At 69.5% G+C, this 18,601-nt stretch carries 1 protein-coding gene; it reads right to left on the bottom strand.

The window, feature by feature from the left end; translation table 11 throughout:
• Positions 1–5: 5 nt before the first annotated feature.
• The gene (locus tag C7I55_RS10325; RefSeq protein ID WP_106512845.1) at positions 6–18,554 is read right to left on the bottom strand and encodes a hypothetical protein; all 18,549 of its coding nucleotides are present in this window, start codon (positions 18,552–18,554) and stop codon (positions 6–8) included.
• Positions 18,555–18,601: the final 47 nt, after the last annotated feature.

Here is an 18,601-nt window from a genome sequence, read left to right as displayed (position 1 = left end):
CACACTCAGGCGATGGTGAGTTTTCCGACCTCGGTCGTCATCGAGGAATCCGCGTAGAAGGTGTATTCGTTGCCGGCTTGGTTGTAAAAGGATCCGCTTGCCAGCGACAACGCGTCGTTAGCGTCCAGATCGAGGGTGAGATGCGACGCGGCACCATTGCCTACAATCGACTGGACGAAGTCCGCGCCGACCGTCAGATTGCCGATGGCTCCGGATGCGGTGAGATCGATGGTCTCGACATGACTCAGCACAGCTGCCAGGTTCGACTCCGTGATCGTACCGCTGTCGGCGGCGAGACGCACAATGTCGTTCCCGCCGGCCGCGTCGACCCTCCATCCATTGTTGAGGTCCAGCGAGAATTCGTCGCCATAGCTGGAGCCGACCACTTGCTCGATCCCCGACAAGCTGTCCCCGGCAGCATCCCCTGCAGAGCCGGAGCCGCCGGCACCCAGAGTGAGGGTCACACCTGCACTTGCGCCCGAATAGTCGGCGACATCGCTCCCCGAGCCGCCGATCAGGGTGTCTCCGCCCGCGCCCCCGGCCAGTCGATCGTTGCCTGCGCCGCCATCGAGCACGTTGCCGCCGTTATCGCCGACCAGAGTGTCCGCCAATCCGGAGCCGATCAGATTCTCTATGCTGCTGTAACTATCTCCCGCAGCGCTGCCGCTGTTGCCGAGGCTGTTGCCGAGGTTTGCCGCAACGCCGACGCTCGCCGAGGCATAGCTCGCGGTGTCGCTCCCGGTGCCGCCGATCAGCGTGTCGGCTCCCTGGCCGCCCTCGACCACGTCGTCGCCGGCACCGCCCTCGAGGCGGTTTCCGCCGGCGTCACCGACAAGCATGTCGTGGAATGCAGAGCCGACCACCGTCTCGATGGAGGCTAGAGTGTCGCCCGCCGCATCGCCGCCACTGCCGGTTCGCCCATCCATGTAGACGGTGATCCCGGAGCCGGCCGAGGAATAATCGGCAGTGTCGATGCCGCTGCCCCCGTTCAGGGCATCCGCGCCGCCACCGCCGGTTAGCGTGTCGTCGCCGAGGCCGCCGTCGAAGCTGTTGGCGTTGTTGTTCCCGGTGAGCGCGTCGTCATGGTCGGAGCCGATCAGCCCTTCGATGCTGCTGAAGCTGTCCCCTGCCGCTTCCCCGAGGTTGAGGGCCGTGTTGAGCAGGTTCACGGTCACGCTGGCCGACGCGGTGCCGTAGCTCGCGCTGTCCAAGCCGGCGCCGCCGACGAGAATGTCGGCGCCCGCGCCGCCCGCCAAAGTATCGTTGCCGTTGCCGCCGTCCAGCCGATTGGCATTGCCGTCGCCGACGAGGGTGTCGTTCGAAGCCGAGCCGATCAGATTTTCGATGGCGAGCAGGCTGTCGCCCTGGGCATCGCCCCCGGAACCGGCGCCGCCGCCGAGAATTGCAGTCACGCCGGACGCCGAGGCGGCATAGCTCGCAGTGTCGTTGCCGGCACCGCCGTCGAGCGCGTCCGCCCCCAGGCCGCCCACCAGCACATCGTCGTCGGCTTCGCCGTAGAGGCTGTCGCTTCCCGCGCCACCCTGGAGGAGATCCGAGCCGGTACCGCCGCGGATGGTGTCGTCACCCGCGGAGCCGGTCAGCGTATCGGCACTGGCGCTGCCGATCAGGGTTTCGAAGCCTAACAATATGTCGCCCGCTGCGTCGCCGCCGACACCGGCGCTGCCGTCGAGCCCGACCGTAATCGCCGTTGCGGATCCGGCATAGCTTATGGTGTCGTTGCCGCTGCCGCCGGTCAGCATGTCGGCGCCGCTGCTGCCCTGGACGATGTCGTCGCCTGCGCCGCCGTCGAGCCGCTCGGCGGCGGCACCGCCTGCCAGCGTGTCCGCATAGCTCGTGCCGACGACACCCTCGATCGAGATGAACGTGTCGCCCGTGGCGTCCGCGCCGGTGACGACCAGCGAGCCGCTCGCGAAGCTGGCCGAGATGCCGGTGCCGGAGGTCAGGTAGGACACGCTGTCGATCCCAGCGCCGCCATCCAGAATGTCGGCACCGGCCCCACCGATCAGTACGTCATTGCCGATCCCGCCATTGAGCCGCTGTGCGTTGCCCGTGCCGTAGAGTATGTCGTCGAAGCCCGAGCCGGTCAGCAGTTCGATGTTGACGAGGCGGTCGCCGGCCGCGTCGCCGCCGACACCGGCAGTGCCGTCGAGATAGGCGACGATCCCGGCGCTGGAACTGACGTAGCTGAAGCTGTCGCTGTCGGCACCTCCATCGACGAGGTCCGCTCCCTGGCCGCCGCTCAGCGTGTCGTTGCCGGCGCCGCCGTTCAGCACGTCATCGCCGACATTGCCGGCGATGACATCGTCGCCGTCATTGCCGTTCAGCGTCTCGGACGCATTCGAGCCGACGATCGTGTCGGCAAAGGACGATCCCAGTGCGACATCGATCGACAGCAGGACGTCGCCTTGGGCGAAGCCGCCGAGCGAGGTGGTCCCGTCCAGATACAAGGTGACCGCGGCCGTCGAGTCTGCATAATCGGCCGTGTCGAGGCCGCTGCCGCCGTTGAGCTGGTCGGCACCCGCCCCGCCGCGCATGTAATCGTCGCCGAGCCCTCCGGTCAGCACATTGTCGCCGGCGTCGCCGTAGAGCATGTCGTTGCCGCCCGAGCCGACGACATTCTCGATGCTGACATAGCTGTCCCCTGCGGCGTCCCCGCCCGATCCCAGCCCGGTTGCGAGGTTGACGGTCACGGCCAGCCCGGAAAGAGCGTAATTGGCGGTGTCGGACCCCGAGCCGCCGTCCAGCAGGTCGGCACCGGCATCGCCCTTGAGCACGTCGGAGCCTTCCATCCCGTACAGGCTGTTGCCAGCGCTGCTTCCGCCGAGCATGTCGTCATATTGGGAGCCGACAAGGGTTTCGACATTGGTGACGACGTCGCCTGCGGCTTCGCCGCCGCTTCCCGTCGTGCCGTCCAGGCTGATCGCCACGCCGGCACCGGATCCCCAATAGCTTGCGGTGTCGATGCCGCCGCCGCCATTGATCGAGTCCGCGCCGCCGAGCCCCCGGAACCATTCGTTGGCACTGGTGCCGAACACGGTGTCGCCAAGGTTGGTCAGGTAGACGTTTTGTATGTTCTTGTAGGTGTCTCCCGCGGCGTCGCCGCCCGTCCCTGCGGTGATTCCGTCGAGATAGATGGTCACGCCCGCGCTTGCCGCAACGCTCGCACCATTGCCGAAATTGGTGCCGAAGATGAGGGTGTTGTCGCCGGCGCCGCCGTCGATCGAATCCGCACCGGAACCGCCTGAGATCACGTCATTGCCGCTCCCGCCGAGCAGGACGTCGCTGCCGGCGAGGCCCGACAGATTGTCATTGCCGTTGCCGCCGCTGAGGACGTTGCCCGCGCTGCCGCCGATCAGGGTGTCGCCGAAGCCGGAACCCGTCAGATTCTCGATCGAGGCAATCTGATAGGTATCGCCCTGGGCGTCGCCGCCGGTTCCCGAGCCGATGCCGCTGCTGATGTCGACGCTGACGCCGCCGCCCGAAGCCGAATAATCGACCGTGTCGATGCCCGCGTCGCCCTGGAAATAATCGGACCCGGTGCCGCCGCGCAGGATATCGTCTCCGCCGTCGCCATAGAGCAGATCGTTGCCGTCGCCGCCGTCGATCGTGTCGATGCCGTTGCCGCCGCGGATGCTGTTGTTGGCACTATCGCCGACCAGTGCATCATTGCCCTGCCCGCCGGTGAGATTGACGAAGTTCGCGTAGGTGTCGCCGGCAGCGTCGCCGAGCGTGCCGGAGCCGGCGAGCAGGGACGCGGAGACTGCCGCCGCCGAACTGCCGTAGCTCAACGTGTTGATCCCGAGCCCGCCGTCCATCGCGTCCGCCCCGGCGCCGCCATCGATCGTGTCGTTGCCGTCACCGCCGTTGATCTGGTCGTCGCCGCCGAGACCGAAGATCGTGTCGACGCCGAAGCCGCCTTCGATGACATTGAGATTGTTGTTGCCGGTGAGGCTGTCGTTGCCGGAGCCGCCGGTGAGATTCTCGAAATTGGTGAAGCTGTCGCCGGCCGCGTCGCCGAGAGTGCCCGTCCCGGCAAGCAAGGACACGGCCACCGCGCTGCCAGTGCTGGCGTAGCTCAGCGTGTCGGTGCCGAGACCGCCGTCGAGGATATCGCCGCTGCCACCGCCGATGATCGTGTCGTTCCCGCTTCCGCCCGACAGGGTGTTGGCGCCGCCGGTGCCGACGATCGAGTCGTTCTGAGCCGAGCCGACGGCATTCTCGATCGTATTGACCGTGAAGACGTCCCCTTGCGCATCGCCGCCGGAATTGCCGACACCCGTGGCCAGGTTGATCGAGATGCCCGCCCCCGAGCCCGAATAATCGACCGTGTCGATGCCCGAGCCGCCGTCGAGCACGTCCTGGCCGGCGCCACCGACGAGGATGTCATTGCCAAGGCCGCCCTGAAGGACGTCGTCCGCCCCGCCGCCGTCCAGACTATCGTTGCCGTCATTCCCATAAACGGTTTCGGCCGCTGCCGATCCGACGAACGTGTCTCCCAGGCCGGTGAGATTGAAACGCTCGATGCTGACGAAGCTGTCGCCCTGCGCCTGTCCCGTGGACAGCGCCCCGTTTGCGCTGTTGACCGTGATCGCCGAGGCAGAGCTGCCATAGTCCACCATGTCGGTGCCGTTGCCGCCATCGAGCGTATCGGCGCCGAGGCCCGGCGCGATCGTGTCGTCGCCGTCTCCGCCGACGATGGTATCGGCGCTTGCCGAACCGTAGATCGTGTCGGCAAGCGAGGAGCCGACGACCCGCTCAACCCCGACGAGGACGTCGCCGGCGGCGTCGCCGGCACCGCCGGCAGTTCCGTCCATGCGCACGACCACGCCGCCCGCGCTGCCATAGTCGGCGGTGTCGAAGCCGGCACCGCCGTCGAGCGTGTCGGCGCCGCCCCCGCCGACAAGAATGTCGTTGCCGGCACCGCCGAAGAAGCTTTCGTTGACCCCCGTGCCGAAGATGAGATCGTCCTGGCCCGAGCCCGAAACGATTTCGACATTGAGGATCCGGTCGCCGGCAGCGTCACCCCCCGACGAAGCCGTGCCATCGAGGCGTACGGTGACGCCCGAGAGCGATCCGGAATAGTCGATCGTGTCGGCACCGGTGCCGCCATCGATTGTGTCCGCGTGGCCGTAGCTGACGAACATGTCGTTGCCGCCCCAGCCGACAAGGATCGTCGCCCCGGTCAGGCCGCCGCGGAGCGTGTCGGCATAATTGAGCGAACCTTCGATCCGCTCGATGCCCGCGAGAACGTCTCCCTGGGCCCATCCGCCGGCACCGGCGGTGCCGTCGTTCGATATGGTCACGCCGGCGCTCGACTGGCGATAATCCGCGGTATCGACGCCGAGCCCACCGACCAGCTGGTCCGCCCCCAGGCCGCTGGCGATCACGTCGTCGCCTTCGCCCCCGTCGAGGAGATCGGCGGCGACTCCGCCGTAGAGATTATCGTTGCCGCCGCCCGCCGTTATGCTCGAGACGAGGGCTCCGGCAGTGATCGTGTCGTTCTGAGCCGACCCGACCACCACTTCCACGTCGAACAGCCGGTCGCCGGCGGCATCGCCTCCGGTGCCGAAGCTGCCGTCCATGTAGATCTGCATGCCGCTCGATGTCGAGGCGGAATAGTCGGCGATGTCGATGCCGCCGTCTCCGCGGTAGATGTCCGCGCCGCCGGACGCGACGAACATGTCGTCTCCGGCGCCGCCGCTGAAGTCCTCGTCGGCAGCATTTCCCTCGAAGCGGTCGGCGAACGCCGAGCCGATGATCCTCTCGACGCCGCTGATCGTGTCTCCGTCGGCGTCGCCGCCCGACGAGGTGCCGCCCGTTCGGATCGTCACAGCGGAGCCCGAGCCGGAATAGTCGGCGGTGTCGATGCCAGCGCCGCCAGACAGGAAGTCCGCCCCGGCTTCGCCGACCAGCATGTCGTCGCCGACGCCGCCGAGCAGGACGTCGTCGCCATCGCCCCCGCGCAGGAGGTCATTGCCGTCGAAGCCGTCGAGATGATCGTCGGCAAGGCCGCCGATCATGGTGTCCGAGACACGCGACCCGACGAACCGCTCGATGCCCGTGTAGCTGTCTCCCGCAGCGTCACCGCCACCGGCAGTGCCGAGCGAGAGGTCGATGGTCACGCCGGCGCCGGAGCCGGCATAGCTTGCGGTGTCGATTCCGTCGCCGCCATCCAGGGCGTCCGCACCGCTGCCGCCTTCGAGGCTGTCGTCGCCGCCTCCCCCCAGGAGATTGTCGGTGCCGGAGCCGCCCGCTAGGACGTCATTGCCGAGGCCGCCGGCGAGCATGTCGTCGGAAAAGGTCCCGGCGATCGTGTCGTTGAAGTCGGAGCCGATCACGGCCTCGACTCCGGTGAGGCGATCGCCGGCCGCAACGCCGCCGCTGCCGGCGGAGCCGTCCAGGGCAATCATGATGCCGGAGGCGGCGGCCGCATAGGAGACGGTGTCGGTGCCTGCGCCGCCGCCCAACGCGTCGGCGCCGGTGCTTGCGACGAGCAGGTCGTTCCCCGCCCCGCCCTCGAGCGTCTCGGCGCCGGTGCCTCCGATCAGCGTGTCGTCATAGTCCGATCCCAGCAAGCGTTCGATACCGCTCAGGGTGTCGCCCGCGGCTTCTCCTACGGTTCCGGAATTTGCGGCGAGGCTCACGGTGACGGCGCCCGTTGCATGCTCGTAGGAGGCCGTGTCGAAGCCCGCACCGCCGTCGATGACGTCCGCCCCCTCGCGGGCCTCGATCACGTCGTTCCCGCCGTTGCCGACCAGCATGTCCGTATCGGCACCGCCGACCAAGGTGTCGCCATAAGCAGATCCGAGCACACGCTCGACGCCGACGAGCACGTCACCCGTCGCGGTACCCCCGGCACCCGCGTCGACGCCATTGTTGTAGACGGTCACCCCCTGTCCCGAAGCGGTATAATCGGCGGTGTCCGTCCCGGTGCCGCCGTCGAGCACGTCGCTGCCGCCGCTTCCGACGAGAATGTCGTTACCGCCGTCGCCGCGCAGCGTGTCGCCGCCGGCGCCGCCGTCGATACGGTCGTCGCCGTCATTGCCTTCGATCATATCGGCGCCCGCCGAACCGGTGATGGCGTCGCCAAGGCCCGATCCCACCACGCGTTCGATACCGGTGAGCGTGTCTCCGGCGGCGTCGCCGCCACTCCCCGTCCTTGCGTTGAGGTCGAGCACGATGGCGTTGGTCGACGTCGAATAATCCACGGTGTCGAATCCGTCGCCGCCTTCGAGCATGTCTGCACCGGCACCACCGGCAAGCACGTCGTCGCCGGCGGCGCCCTGGAGGACATCCTTGCCGGCGCTGCCGCGCAGCACGTCCCCGAAGGCGGAACCGCGCAGCACCTCGATGTTCACCAGCGTGTCGCCGGTTGCACGCCCGCCGAAGCCGATGCTGCCGTCGAGCGCGGCAATCACCCCGGTGCTGGAGGCACCATAATCGGCGGTGTCGACCCCGCTGCCGCCGTCGAGCGCGTCGGCGCCGATGCCGCCGTCTAACAGATCGTCGCCGCTGCCGCCGGAAAGGCTGTCGTCGCCGGCCGCGCCGTCGAGGATGTCGTCGCCGTCTCCGCCGTCGATCCTGTCGTCATTCCCGCTGCCGAGGACCGTGTCGCCAAATCTCGACCCTGCCACACCCTCGATGTCGACGAGGACGTCGCCGAGCGCGTCACCGGCCGAACCGGCGACTCCGTCCATGCGGATCGCGATCCCGGCCGCCGCTCCGGAATAATCGGCCGTGTCGAAGCCAGCGCCGCCATCGAGGAGGTCCGCACCGGCACTGCCGAACAGGCGGTCGTTGCCGCCCTCCCCGAGAAGGGTCTCGGCCCCTGCGCGCCCGTAGAGAGCGTCGGCCAGGTTGGAGCCCTGCAGGATTTCTGCGTTGCTGATGACGTCGCCGTCCGCATCGCCGCCAATTCCTGTCGCACCCGCGAGCGATGCGCTGACCCCGGCCGCGGAGGTCAGGAAGCTCACCGTGTCGGTGCCGGTGCCGCCATTGATCTGGTCAGCTCCGGCACCGCCGACGAGCAGGTCGTCACCGGCGCCGCCGGCCACCGAGTCCATGCCGGCACCGCCGGTGATCGCATCGTCGCCGGCCTGGCCGAGCAGGACATCGTCGCCAGCCCCACCGGTAAGCGCATCGGAATCGCTCGAACCGACGACGCGCTCGATGCCGGCGAAACTGTCGCCTTCCGCGTCGCCGCCGATGCCGGTGGAGCCGTCCAAAGTCACCGTGACGCCGAGGATCGATCCCGAATAGTCCGCAGTATCGGTACCGCTGCCCCCCTCCAGGGTATCGGCTCCGGCGCCGCCGCGCAGGACGTCGCTGCCGATGCCGCCGCGAAGCGTGTCGCCGCCGCCATTGCCGATCAGCAGGTCGTTGCCGGCACCGCCCTCGATCACTTCGGCTGCCGAGGCCCCGGTGATCGTGTCTGCCAAAGACGAGCCGATCACTCGCTCGACGCCGAGCAGGCTGTCCCCGGCGGCGTCCCCGCCGGAACCGGTCGAGCCATCAAGGGTGATGTCGATGGCAGCCGCGCTCGCCGAATAATCCGCAGTGTCGAACCCAGCCCCGCCGACCAGTTCGTCGCCGCCGCTGCCGCCGTCCAGGACATCATCGCCGCTGCCGCCTTCCAGCCGGTCGTTGCCGGTGCCCCCGGCAAGCGTGTCACCGCCGGCACCGCCGGCCAGCGTCTCGTCGCCGCTGCCACCGACAAGGCTGTCGTCGAAGTCGGAGCCGACGACCTGCTCGATGCTCGCGAAGGTATCGCCCTGCGCGTCGCTGCCCACGCCGCTATTGGCCGCAAGGTTGACGCTCACCGCACCGGACACGCCGGCGTAGCTCACCGTATCGAAGCCGAGGCCGCCATCCAGCAAGTCCGCGCCGGCGCCGCCGACCAGCGTGTCGCCGCCGCTGCCGCCGCGCAGGATATCGCGTCCGCCCTGGCCCGAGAGGAAATCGCTGCCGTCGCCGCCTTCGAGGGTCTCGTCGGCGCCTGAACCGGTCAACCGGTCATCCTGGGCCGAGCCGACGACACGCTCGATCCCGAAGAGGCTGTCGCCCGCGGCGTCGCCGCTCGAGCCAAAGCTTCCGTCGGTCGCGACCGTCACCCCCGCCGAGGACGAGGAATAGTCGGCTGTGTCGAAGCCGCTGCCGCCGACGAACCGGTCGTTGCCGAGGCTTCCGACGAGCACGTCGTCTGCGGCGCCGCCATCGAGCGTCTCGCTGTCGATCCCGCCCGACAAGCGGTCGGCGAGCCCGGAACCGGTGATCTGCTCGATGCTGGAGAGACGGTCTCCGTCGGCGTCGCCGCCGATCCCGGCGGCGCCGTCGAGACCGATGGTTATGCCAGCCGCCGACCCCGAATAATCGGCGACATCGCTGCCCTGACCACCGATCAGCCGGTCCGCACCGAGGCTGCCGCGCAGGCGGTCGTCGCCGTCCGCGCCGGACAGCGTCTCGCCCGCCGCGCTGCCACCGAGGAGGTCGTCATGGCTGGAGCCGAGCAAGGTCTCGACGTTGACGATCCGGTCTCCCGCCGCGGTGCCCCCGCTGCCGGCGGAGCCCTCGAGAGCAACGCTCACTGCGCTCGCGGAGTCCGCATAGGAGGCGGTATCGCCGCCCGCACCGCCGTCGATGCGGTCGGCGCCGTCGCCGCCGAGGACGACGTCGTCGCCGGCACCACCGTCCAGGCTGTCGGCACCGCCGCCGCCCTCGATCCGGTCGCTGCCGCCCGCACCCGCGATCGTGTCGTCGGCACCGCCGCCGACCAGGACGTCGTCGTGCGACGATCCGGCAAGCGCCTCGACGTCGACCAGGGTGTCGCCTGCCGCGTCACCGCCGACGCCGGAGCGCCCGTCGAGATAGGCGGTGACGCCGCTGCCGGAGCTGGCATAGCTCACGCGATCCACGCCCGCGCCGCCGTCCAGGAGGTCGGCTCCGGCGCTTCCCAACAGAAGATCGTCGCCTGCTCCGCCACGCAGGGTTTCGCCGGCGGCGCCGCCGCCGAGCGTGTCCGCAAAAGCGGAGCCGACGAGCGTCTGGATATTTGCGAGCCTGTCGCCCGCCGCCTCGCCGGCAGTGCCGGCCGCGCCCGAAAGATCGACCGCGACGCCGCCGGTTGCCCCTTCGTAGCTCGCCACGTTCGAACCGCTGCCGCCATCGATCGTGTCGGCGCCGCTGCCGCCGACCAGGAGATCGTCTCCGGTCCCGCCCCGGAGCATGTCGTTCCCGGCGCCTCCGACCACCAGGTCATCCCCGGCGCCGCCATCGAGCACGTCGTCGGCGGTGCCGCCGGTGAGCGTGTCGGCGAAGGCGGAGCCGACAAGGCCCTCGATCCCGTTCAGCGTGTCGCCCGCGGCGTCGCCGCCGCTGCTTGGACCGCCGTCCAGCCGCACCACCACCCCGGCCGTCGATTCCGCGTAGCTCGCGACGTCGAAGCCCGCTCCGCCGTCGATCACGTCCGCGCCGCTGCCCCCGAACATCGTGTCGCTGCCGGCGCCCCCGCGTAGCCGGTCCGAACCGCCGAGACCGCGCAGCAGGTCGTCGCCGTCGCCACCGTCGAGCGCCTCGTTCTGGCTGGTGCCGGTGATCGCATCGGCGAATGCCGACCCGGTGACGTTCTCGATCGACACCAGGGTATCGCCCTGAGCGTCGCCGCCGGCCGAAAGAGAACCGTCCAGGTTGATCGCGACCGCAGCGCCGGAGGTGGAGTAATCGGCGGTATCGCTGCCGGCCCCGCCGTCGACCATGTCCGCGCCTGCGCCGCCGCGCAGCACGTCGTCGCCTGTGCCACCCTCGATCGCGTCCGCGCCCGCGGCGCCGTCGAGCACGTCGTCGCCGGCGTCGCCGCGCAGCGTATCGCCGGCGGCCGATCCCTCCAGCCGGTCGCCGAAATCGGAGCCCTGGACAATCTCGATCCCGGAGAAACTGTCTCCCGCCGCCTCGCCGGAACTTCCTCCGTTCGTGAGGCTCAGGGCCACGCCGGTACCCGCCTGTGAATAATCGGCCGTGTCGATCCCGCCGCCGCCCTCGAGCCTGTCCGCGCCGGCGCCGCCGCGGAGGAGGTCGTCGCCGCCACCGCCGCGAAGCTGCTCGTCGGCGGCCGAACCGCTGAGGATATCGGCGAAAGCCGAGCCGTGCGCGACCTCGACACCGGTGAGGACATCGCCCTCGGCAAGACCGCCGGTGCTTGCAAATCCGTCCAGCCGCACCTGCACCCCGATCGCGGAGGCGGAATAATCCGCGGTATCGATGCCGCTGCCGCCATCGACCGCATCGGCGCCGGCGCCGCCGTCGATCAGGTCGTCGCCTGCACCGCCGGAAACCCGGTCGTCTCCAGCGCCGCTCCGGAGGATGTCGTTGCCGGCGCCGCCTTCGATCCGATCGGACGCGGACGAGCCGTCGACGACATCGTCATGCACGGATCCGACGACCCGCTCGATACTGTCGAGCATGTCGCCCGCCGCATCGCCGAGCGTGCCGCTCCCGGTGGCAAGCGACACCGCGATCCCGCCGGCGGCCCCCGAATAATCGGCGGTGTCGAGACCGTCGCCGCCGCGAAGCGCGTCGGCGCCGCCGCGGCCCTCGAGAATGTCGTCGCCGGCCCCGCCGGTCAGCCGATCGGCCGCGGCGGTACCGCGGAGGATGTCGTCGAAGCCGGAGCCGACGAGGGTCTCGACGCTCTGCAGCCTGTCGCCTTCGGCGGCGCCGCCCGTGGAGGTGCTGCCGTCGACCGAGACGTTCACTCCGGAGCTGGACGAGGAATAATCGACGGTGTCGGTCCCCGCGCCGCCGTCCACTAGGTCGGCACCGCCGCCGCCATCGATGACATCGTCGCCGCCGCCGCCGTAAAGCGCATCGTTGCCGCCGCCGCCGGCAATGATGTCGTTGCCGTCCGCACCGTCGAGGCGATCCGCTGCACTGCCGCCGCCGAGCAGATCGTCGAGGTTCGAGCCGACGATCGCCTCGATCCCGGCATATTGATCGCCCGCCGCGTCGCCGCCGGCGCCGGTCGAGCCATCGAGCCGTACCGAAATTCCACCACTGGACGCGCGATAATCAACCGTGTCGAACCCGGCTCCGCCCGTCAGCAGGTCCGCGCTTCCGCTGCCGAGGATGATGTCGTCGCCGGCACCGGCGTCGATCGTCTCGCTCGCGGACCCACCGCCGAGTTCGTCGTCGAACCCGGAGCCGATCAAATTCTCGATGCCGGCGAGGACGTCGCCCGCCGCTTCGCCGCCTTGGCCGTTCGAGCCATCGAGCGACACGCGCACACCGGCCGCCGCCTCGGCATAGCTCGCCGTGTCGATTCCGGCGCCGCCGTCGAGGATGTCGGCGCCCGTACCTCCGACCAGCAGGTCATTGCCGCCGTCGCCGCGCAGGGTGTCGCTGCCGCCGCCGCCGCGGACGATGTCGTCGCCGCCGCCGCCGCTGATCGTCTCGTCCGCGGCGGCGCCGCTGAGACGGTCGTCGTTGGACGAGCCGACCAGATTTTCGATGCCGACAAGCTGGTCGCCGCGTGCGTCGCCGCCGGCGCTCACCGTTCCGTCCAGATTGATCGTCACGGCCTGGGCAGACGCCGAATAGTCGACCGTGTCGCGACCGGATCCGCCGTCGAGGACGTCACCCCCGGCGCCGCCCTCGAGCAGGTCGTCGCCGTCGCCACCCTCGAGGCGATCGTCGCCGCTGCCGCCGGAAATCGTGTCGTGGCCGGCGCCGCCGACCAGCAGGTCCGCCTGGATCCCGCCGGTGAGCATGTCATCGAAGCTCGAACCGACCAGCCGTTCAATGCCGCCGAGCACGTCGCCCTGGGCATCTCCGCCGGCGCCGGTCGCGCCATCGAGGCCGACCCGGACAGCGACCCCGGACGAGGAATAATCCACGGTGTCGGTTCCGGCGCCGCCCTCGAGCACGTCCGCACCGGCGCCGCCTTCGAGCACATCGTTGCCCACACCGCCCTCGAGACTGTCGTCGCCGCCGCGGCCCACGAGCAGGTCGTCACCGCCGCCGCCTTCGATCCTGTCCTCGGCGGCAGCACCCCGAAGGACGTCGCTGCCGGACGAACCGACCAGCCGCTCGATCGATGTCAGCCGGTCACCTTCGGAATGGCCGCCATGTCCAGTGCCGCTCTCGAGATCGACCGTTACCGCGCCCGAGGAAGTGCCGTAATCGGCAGTGTCGCTGCCGGCGCCGCCGTCGAGCAGGTCGGCGCCGCCGCCGCCCTGCAGCCGGTCGTCGCCGCCGCCGCCGCGCAATATCTCGTCCACGCCGGTGCCGATGATGATGTCGGCGCCGCCGCTGCCGATCGCTTCCTCGATCCCGACCAGGCTGTCGCCGGTTGCCTGGCCGCCAAGTCCCGCCGATCCGTCGAGGGAAATCGAAACGCCGGCGCTCGAGCCGCTATAATCCACCACGTCGTGGCCGTCGCCGCCGTCGAGCAAGTCGGCGCCCCCACCGCCGTCGAGCTGGTCGTCGCCGACGCCGCCGCGCAACGTGTCGCCGTTCGTTCCGCCCGACAGATGATCGTCACCGGCACCGCCGTCGAACGTATCGGCCCATGCGCCGCCGAGCATCCTGTCCGCGAAGGACGAGCCGACGACTGCCTCGATGCTGCCGAGCACGTCACCTTCGGAATCGCCGCCCAAACCGAGACCTGTGCCGAGATCGACCGAGACGCCTGCGGACGACGCCGAATAATCGACGGTGTCGAACCCGGCGCCACCCTCGAGCCGATCGCGTCCCGCGCCGCCGCGCAAAAGGTCGTCGCCCTCATTGCCTTCGAGCCGGTCGTCGGCGTCCCCGCCATCGAGGCGATCGTCGCCGATCCCGCCGACCAGAGTGTCGCGGCCGCCGCTGCCGGCAAGGCGATCGTCGCCCGCTCCGCCCTCGAACATCTCGTCCGCGCCGACACCGGTGATCGTGTCGGAATATTCGGAGCCGACGATATGCTCGACGCCCTCGACATGGTCCCCCGCCGCATCACCGCCGCTGCCGATGCTTCCGTCCAGGGTCAGCGAGATACCGCTGGTGCTGGCCGAATAATCGGCCGTATCGAGGCCAGCGCCGCCGTCGATCGTGTCGGCGCCCGCACGGCCCGAGAGCAGGTCGTCGCCGCTGCCCCCGCGCAACGTGTCGCCATCCTCGGAACCGGTGAGGAAGTCGTCGAAAGCCGAACCGGCGACGCTTTCGATGCCGCTCAGGGTATCGCCGTCGGCCTGCCCACCGGAAGCACTGCCGGTGGTGAGATTGACGGAGACGCCCGAATCCGATCCGCCATAGTCGACGGTGTCGAAACCGGCGCCGCCGTCGAGGAGGTCGCCGCCTGCCGATCCGACCAGGATGTCGTTGCCGCCTTGCCCGCTCAGCCGCTCTTCGCTGCCGGAGCCGTAAAAGGTGTCGGAATAGGCCGAACCGGACAGGCCTTCGACGCCGCTGAAACGATCGCCCTCGGCATCTCCGCCGCGGTTTTCACGCCCGTCGAGGCCAGCAATAACGGCTTCGTGCGAACGGCTGTAATCCACGATGTCGAGGCCACTTCCGCCCTCGAGCATGTCGGCTCCGCCGCCGCCCTGCAGCCGATCGTCGCCGCTGTTGCCGACGAGCAAGTCGTCGCCGGCACCGCCCGCAAGGCTGTCGTCGAAAGCGGATCCGACGATCCGCTCGATACCGTCCAGCGTGTCACCCTGGGCATCGCCGCCGAGCCCCAGCGAACCATCGTTGGACACCATGACGGCGGACGCCGAATTTGCATAATCCGCAGTGTCCACGCCGTCGCCGCCGAGCAGCCGATCGGCACCCATGCCGCCGCGAAGCAGGTCGTCGCCGCCGCCTCCGAGCAGGCTGTTGGCGCCGTCGTTACCGGCAAGCCTGTCCCCGTATGCGGAGCCGCGAAGGCCTTCCACATCCAGGAGCCGGTCTCCGTCGGCATCGCCGCCAACCCCGGCACTCCCGTCGAGAGCAACCTCGACAGCCGAATTCGACCTCGCATAATCGGCGATGTCGTTGCCGCCGCCGCCATCCAATCGGTCGGCTCCGGCGCCGCCCTCGAGGATGTCGTCGCCGAGATTGCCCGAAAGCTGGTTTGCGCCGGCGTCGCCCTGCACCCGGTCGTCGTGGACGGAGCCGGCGACGTTCTCCACGCCGTTCAGCCTGTCTCCTTCGGCCGCTCCGCCGCGGCCGATCCCGGCAGGAAGGTCGATCGAGATGCCCGCCGCCGAGTCCGAATAATCGGCAGTGTCGTTGCCGGTGCCGCCGACCAGCTCGTCCGCACCGCGGCCACCGATCAACAGGTCGTCGCCGGCGCCGCCGTCGAGGACGTTGTCGCCGCTGTCGCCGATCAGAGTGTCGGCATAGGCCCCGCCCACGGCACGCTCGACCCCGGTCAGCCGGTCGCCTTCGGCGACATCGCCGGTCGAGCCGTTGCCGTCCAACCGGACGGTCACGGCCCCTGATGCTGCCGAATAGTCGGCCGTGTCGAACCCGTCGCCGCCTTGCAGCTGATCAGCGCCGAGTCCGCCCGAAAGCACGTCGTCGCCGGCACCGCCGGCCAGAACATTGTCACCGGCATCGCCGTCGAGCCGGTCGGCATTCGCGGAGCCGACCAGCCGTTCGATCCCCGACAGCCTGTCGCCTTCCGCATCGCCGCCGACGCCGCTCCTGCCGTCAAGGGAGACGCTGACCCCGCTCGCCGAGCCGCCGTAATCGGCGGTGTCGGCGCCCTCGCCGCCCTGGAGGATGTCCGCGCCGGCACCGCCCCGAAGCACGTCGTCGCCGCTTCGGCCTTCGAGCCGGTCGTCCGCCGCGCTGCCGGACAGGCGATCATCGAGGGCGGAGCCGATCACATGCTCGATTCCGGTCAGCCGGTCCCCGTCGGCGTCGCCGCCCTCGGACAGTCCGCCGCCGAGGTCGACGTTCACCGCGAAGCGAGACAATCCATAATCGACCGTGTCGAACCCGTCGCCGCCGTCCAGTCGATCGGCACCGCCGAGCCCCAACAGGCTGTCGTCGCCGCCGCCTCCGAGAAGCAGGTCGTCACCCGCCGTTCCAATCAGAGTATCGTCGAACCCGGAGCCTCGGAGCCCTTCGATGCTGACGAACCTGTCACCCGCCGGATCGCCGCCGTCCAGCACCGAGCCGTCGAGCGCGACGCGCACGCCGCGCGACGCGCCTTCGTAGCTTGCAATGTCGAACCCGTCGCCGCCGTCCAGCATGTCGGCGCCGGCGGCGCCTTCCAGACTGTCGTCCCCCGCCCCGCCGATCAGGGTCTCGCCGCCGATGTCGCCGACGAAGCGGTCGTCCTGCTTCGAGCCGATGACGATCTCGACATTGGCATAGGTGTCCCCCGCGGCGTCGCCCCCCGCGCCCGCCCGGCCGTCGAGATAGACGGTGACCCCCTCCTCGCTGCCGCCGAAATCCACGCTGTCGGTGCCGCCGGCGCCGTCGATCGTGTCCGCGCCCTTGCCGCCGGTGATGACATTGTCACCGGCGTTTCCGGTCAGCCGGTCGTCATGGGCCGATCCGACCAGATTCTCGATATTCCGCAACACGTCGCCGTCGGCGTCCCCGCTTTGGCCGGCTCTGCCGTCGAGAAAAGCGGTGACTCCGGCCGCCGCGTCCGAATAGTCGACCAGGTCGATGCCGTCGCCGCCGTCGAGCGTGTCGGCGCCGCCACTGCCGGTGAACGTGTCGGCGCCGCTGCGGCCTTCGAGCATCTCCGACCCGCCGGCGCCGTGAAGCCGGTCGTCGCCGGAGGTGCCGAGCACATGATCGATGCCGACGAGCGTATCGCCCTCCGCGGTTCCGCCGCGAGAAGCCGTGCCGTCGAGGAATATCTCGACCCCGGCGGCGGCGTCCGCATCATCGCCGTCGAAGGCGGCGCCATAGTCGACGGTGTCGAAGCCCGCACCGCCTTCCAGCCGGTCGGCGCCCTTGCCCCCGTCGAGGCTGTTGTCGCCGCCGTCGCCCCTCAGCACATCGTTGAAATCGGAACCCACCAGGCCTTCGACACCTTCATAGGCGTCGCCTCGCGCATAGCCTCCGTCGCCCTTGCGGGCGCCGAGGTCTGCCTGGACCGCCGCATTGGACAGGCTGTAGTCGACCACATCCGCGCCCGCCCCGCCGTCGATCTGATCATCGCCAGCGCCGGCATGGATCCGGTCATTGCCGCCTCCGGCCGAGATGATGTTGCCCGGCGGGTTGGAGAACAGCACGTGGATCGGATCGCCGGTGACAGGGTCGGTGACCACCATGTCGCCGGCGGCGTTGACGATACGGATCCCGAAATGGGTCGAGACCTCGACTGCGTTGGTGCTGGTCTTGCCGTCGGTCGACAGGCCGAGCTGCACCGGCAGGAAGAATTCGTCCTGGAACCCGCTGCTGTCAGCCGCCTGGCCGCTTGCCGGGAGGCTGTAGATCAGCTGCAGGTCGAATCCGAAGGCCGACTGGCTCGCCGGCACGGGGACCGCGACGCCCGCCGCATCGGTCAGCGTGGTGAGCTTCTCGATACTCCCGGTGTCGACCGTGACCAGCCAACCCTTCTCGGTCCGGGTGGCGTTGGCGATGCTGTAGCCTTCGGGAAGCGAGGGAACGAGGACCTGCAGCAATTGCAGGTTTGCGCTCGGCACCATCGCTTCGACGTGGAGGACGCGCATGGTCGCGCCGGCGGGCGCATGTGCGGGATTGTCGGCGAAGATGACGTCATCGGCCGACGATCCGGTGATCGTCTCCCTGGCGCTCTGCGCAGTGTAGCCGGCATCCTTGGACGACCCGGGTCCGCCTGTGTCGCCCTTGATGACCGCCTGGCCGTTCACCGAAGTCGTGGTGACGCCTTCGGAATTGAACAGCTTGAAATTGAGGGTCGGCACGAGCTTGCCGATGCCGGCCGGGCCGATCGCATCCTCGGGCGCCGGCTCCAGGGCGCGTGCCGATGGCTGGCTCGGGGGCGAGGGCGAGGAGGACCGCGTGTTGCTGATCTTTTCGGTCAGCGCGCGATGTTCCTCGTCATATTTGTGGCTCGACTCCTCCTTGGCGGCGGCATCGGCCTGGCTGCGTGCGGACTGATCCGGCTGAACGGCGCCCCCCTCCGCCTCCGGTTCCGGACCCGCCCGGGGGGCAGCGGGCTGCTCCGTCTCGATCGATGAGAGGGCGAGCGACGCCGTCTGCTCGCGTATCTCCCCGACCGTCGCCACCGCCTCCTGCCCGGTGACTTCCTTGTCGGTGAAGATCAGCATAGCCTTGCGGCCGGAAAAGGCTGCCAGCGCCATGCCGGGGATGATGATCTTGGTGCCGTCCTCGAAGATCAGGATCACGTCGACGTCGACGATCTCGGCCTTGAACGGCGCGAACGGAATGCCGAGCATGGCCTTGTCGTCGGCGCTCAGGTTGACGACCTTGGCAGCGCCGAGCGGCGCCCGGCCGGTATCCGCGTCGGCAACCGGCTCGATCATCGCGTCTTGAAAGGGAGGCGGCGCATCGCCGTCGGCGGTCGCCTTCGCGCCGCTTGTCGCGGCTTCCGACTTCGCTGCCTGCGCCATTGCCATCATTCCCTTGACGTTCGGCAGCCGGTGTACGGGCCAGACCG

The sequence above is a fragment of the Allosphingosinicella deserti genome, assembly GCF_003012735.1.
Lineage (GTDB): Bacteria > Pseudomonadota > Alphaproteobacteria > Sphingomonadales > Sphingomonadaceae > Allosphingosinicella > Allosphingosinicella deserti.
This window is presented reverse-complemented; position numbering and strand designations above follow the sequence as displayed.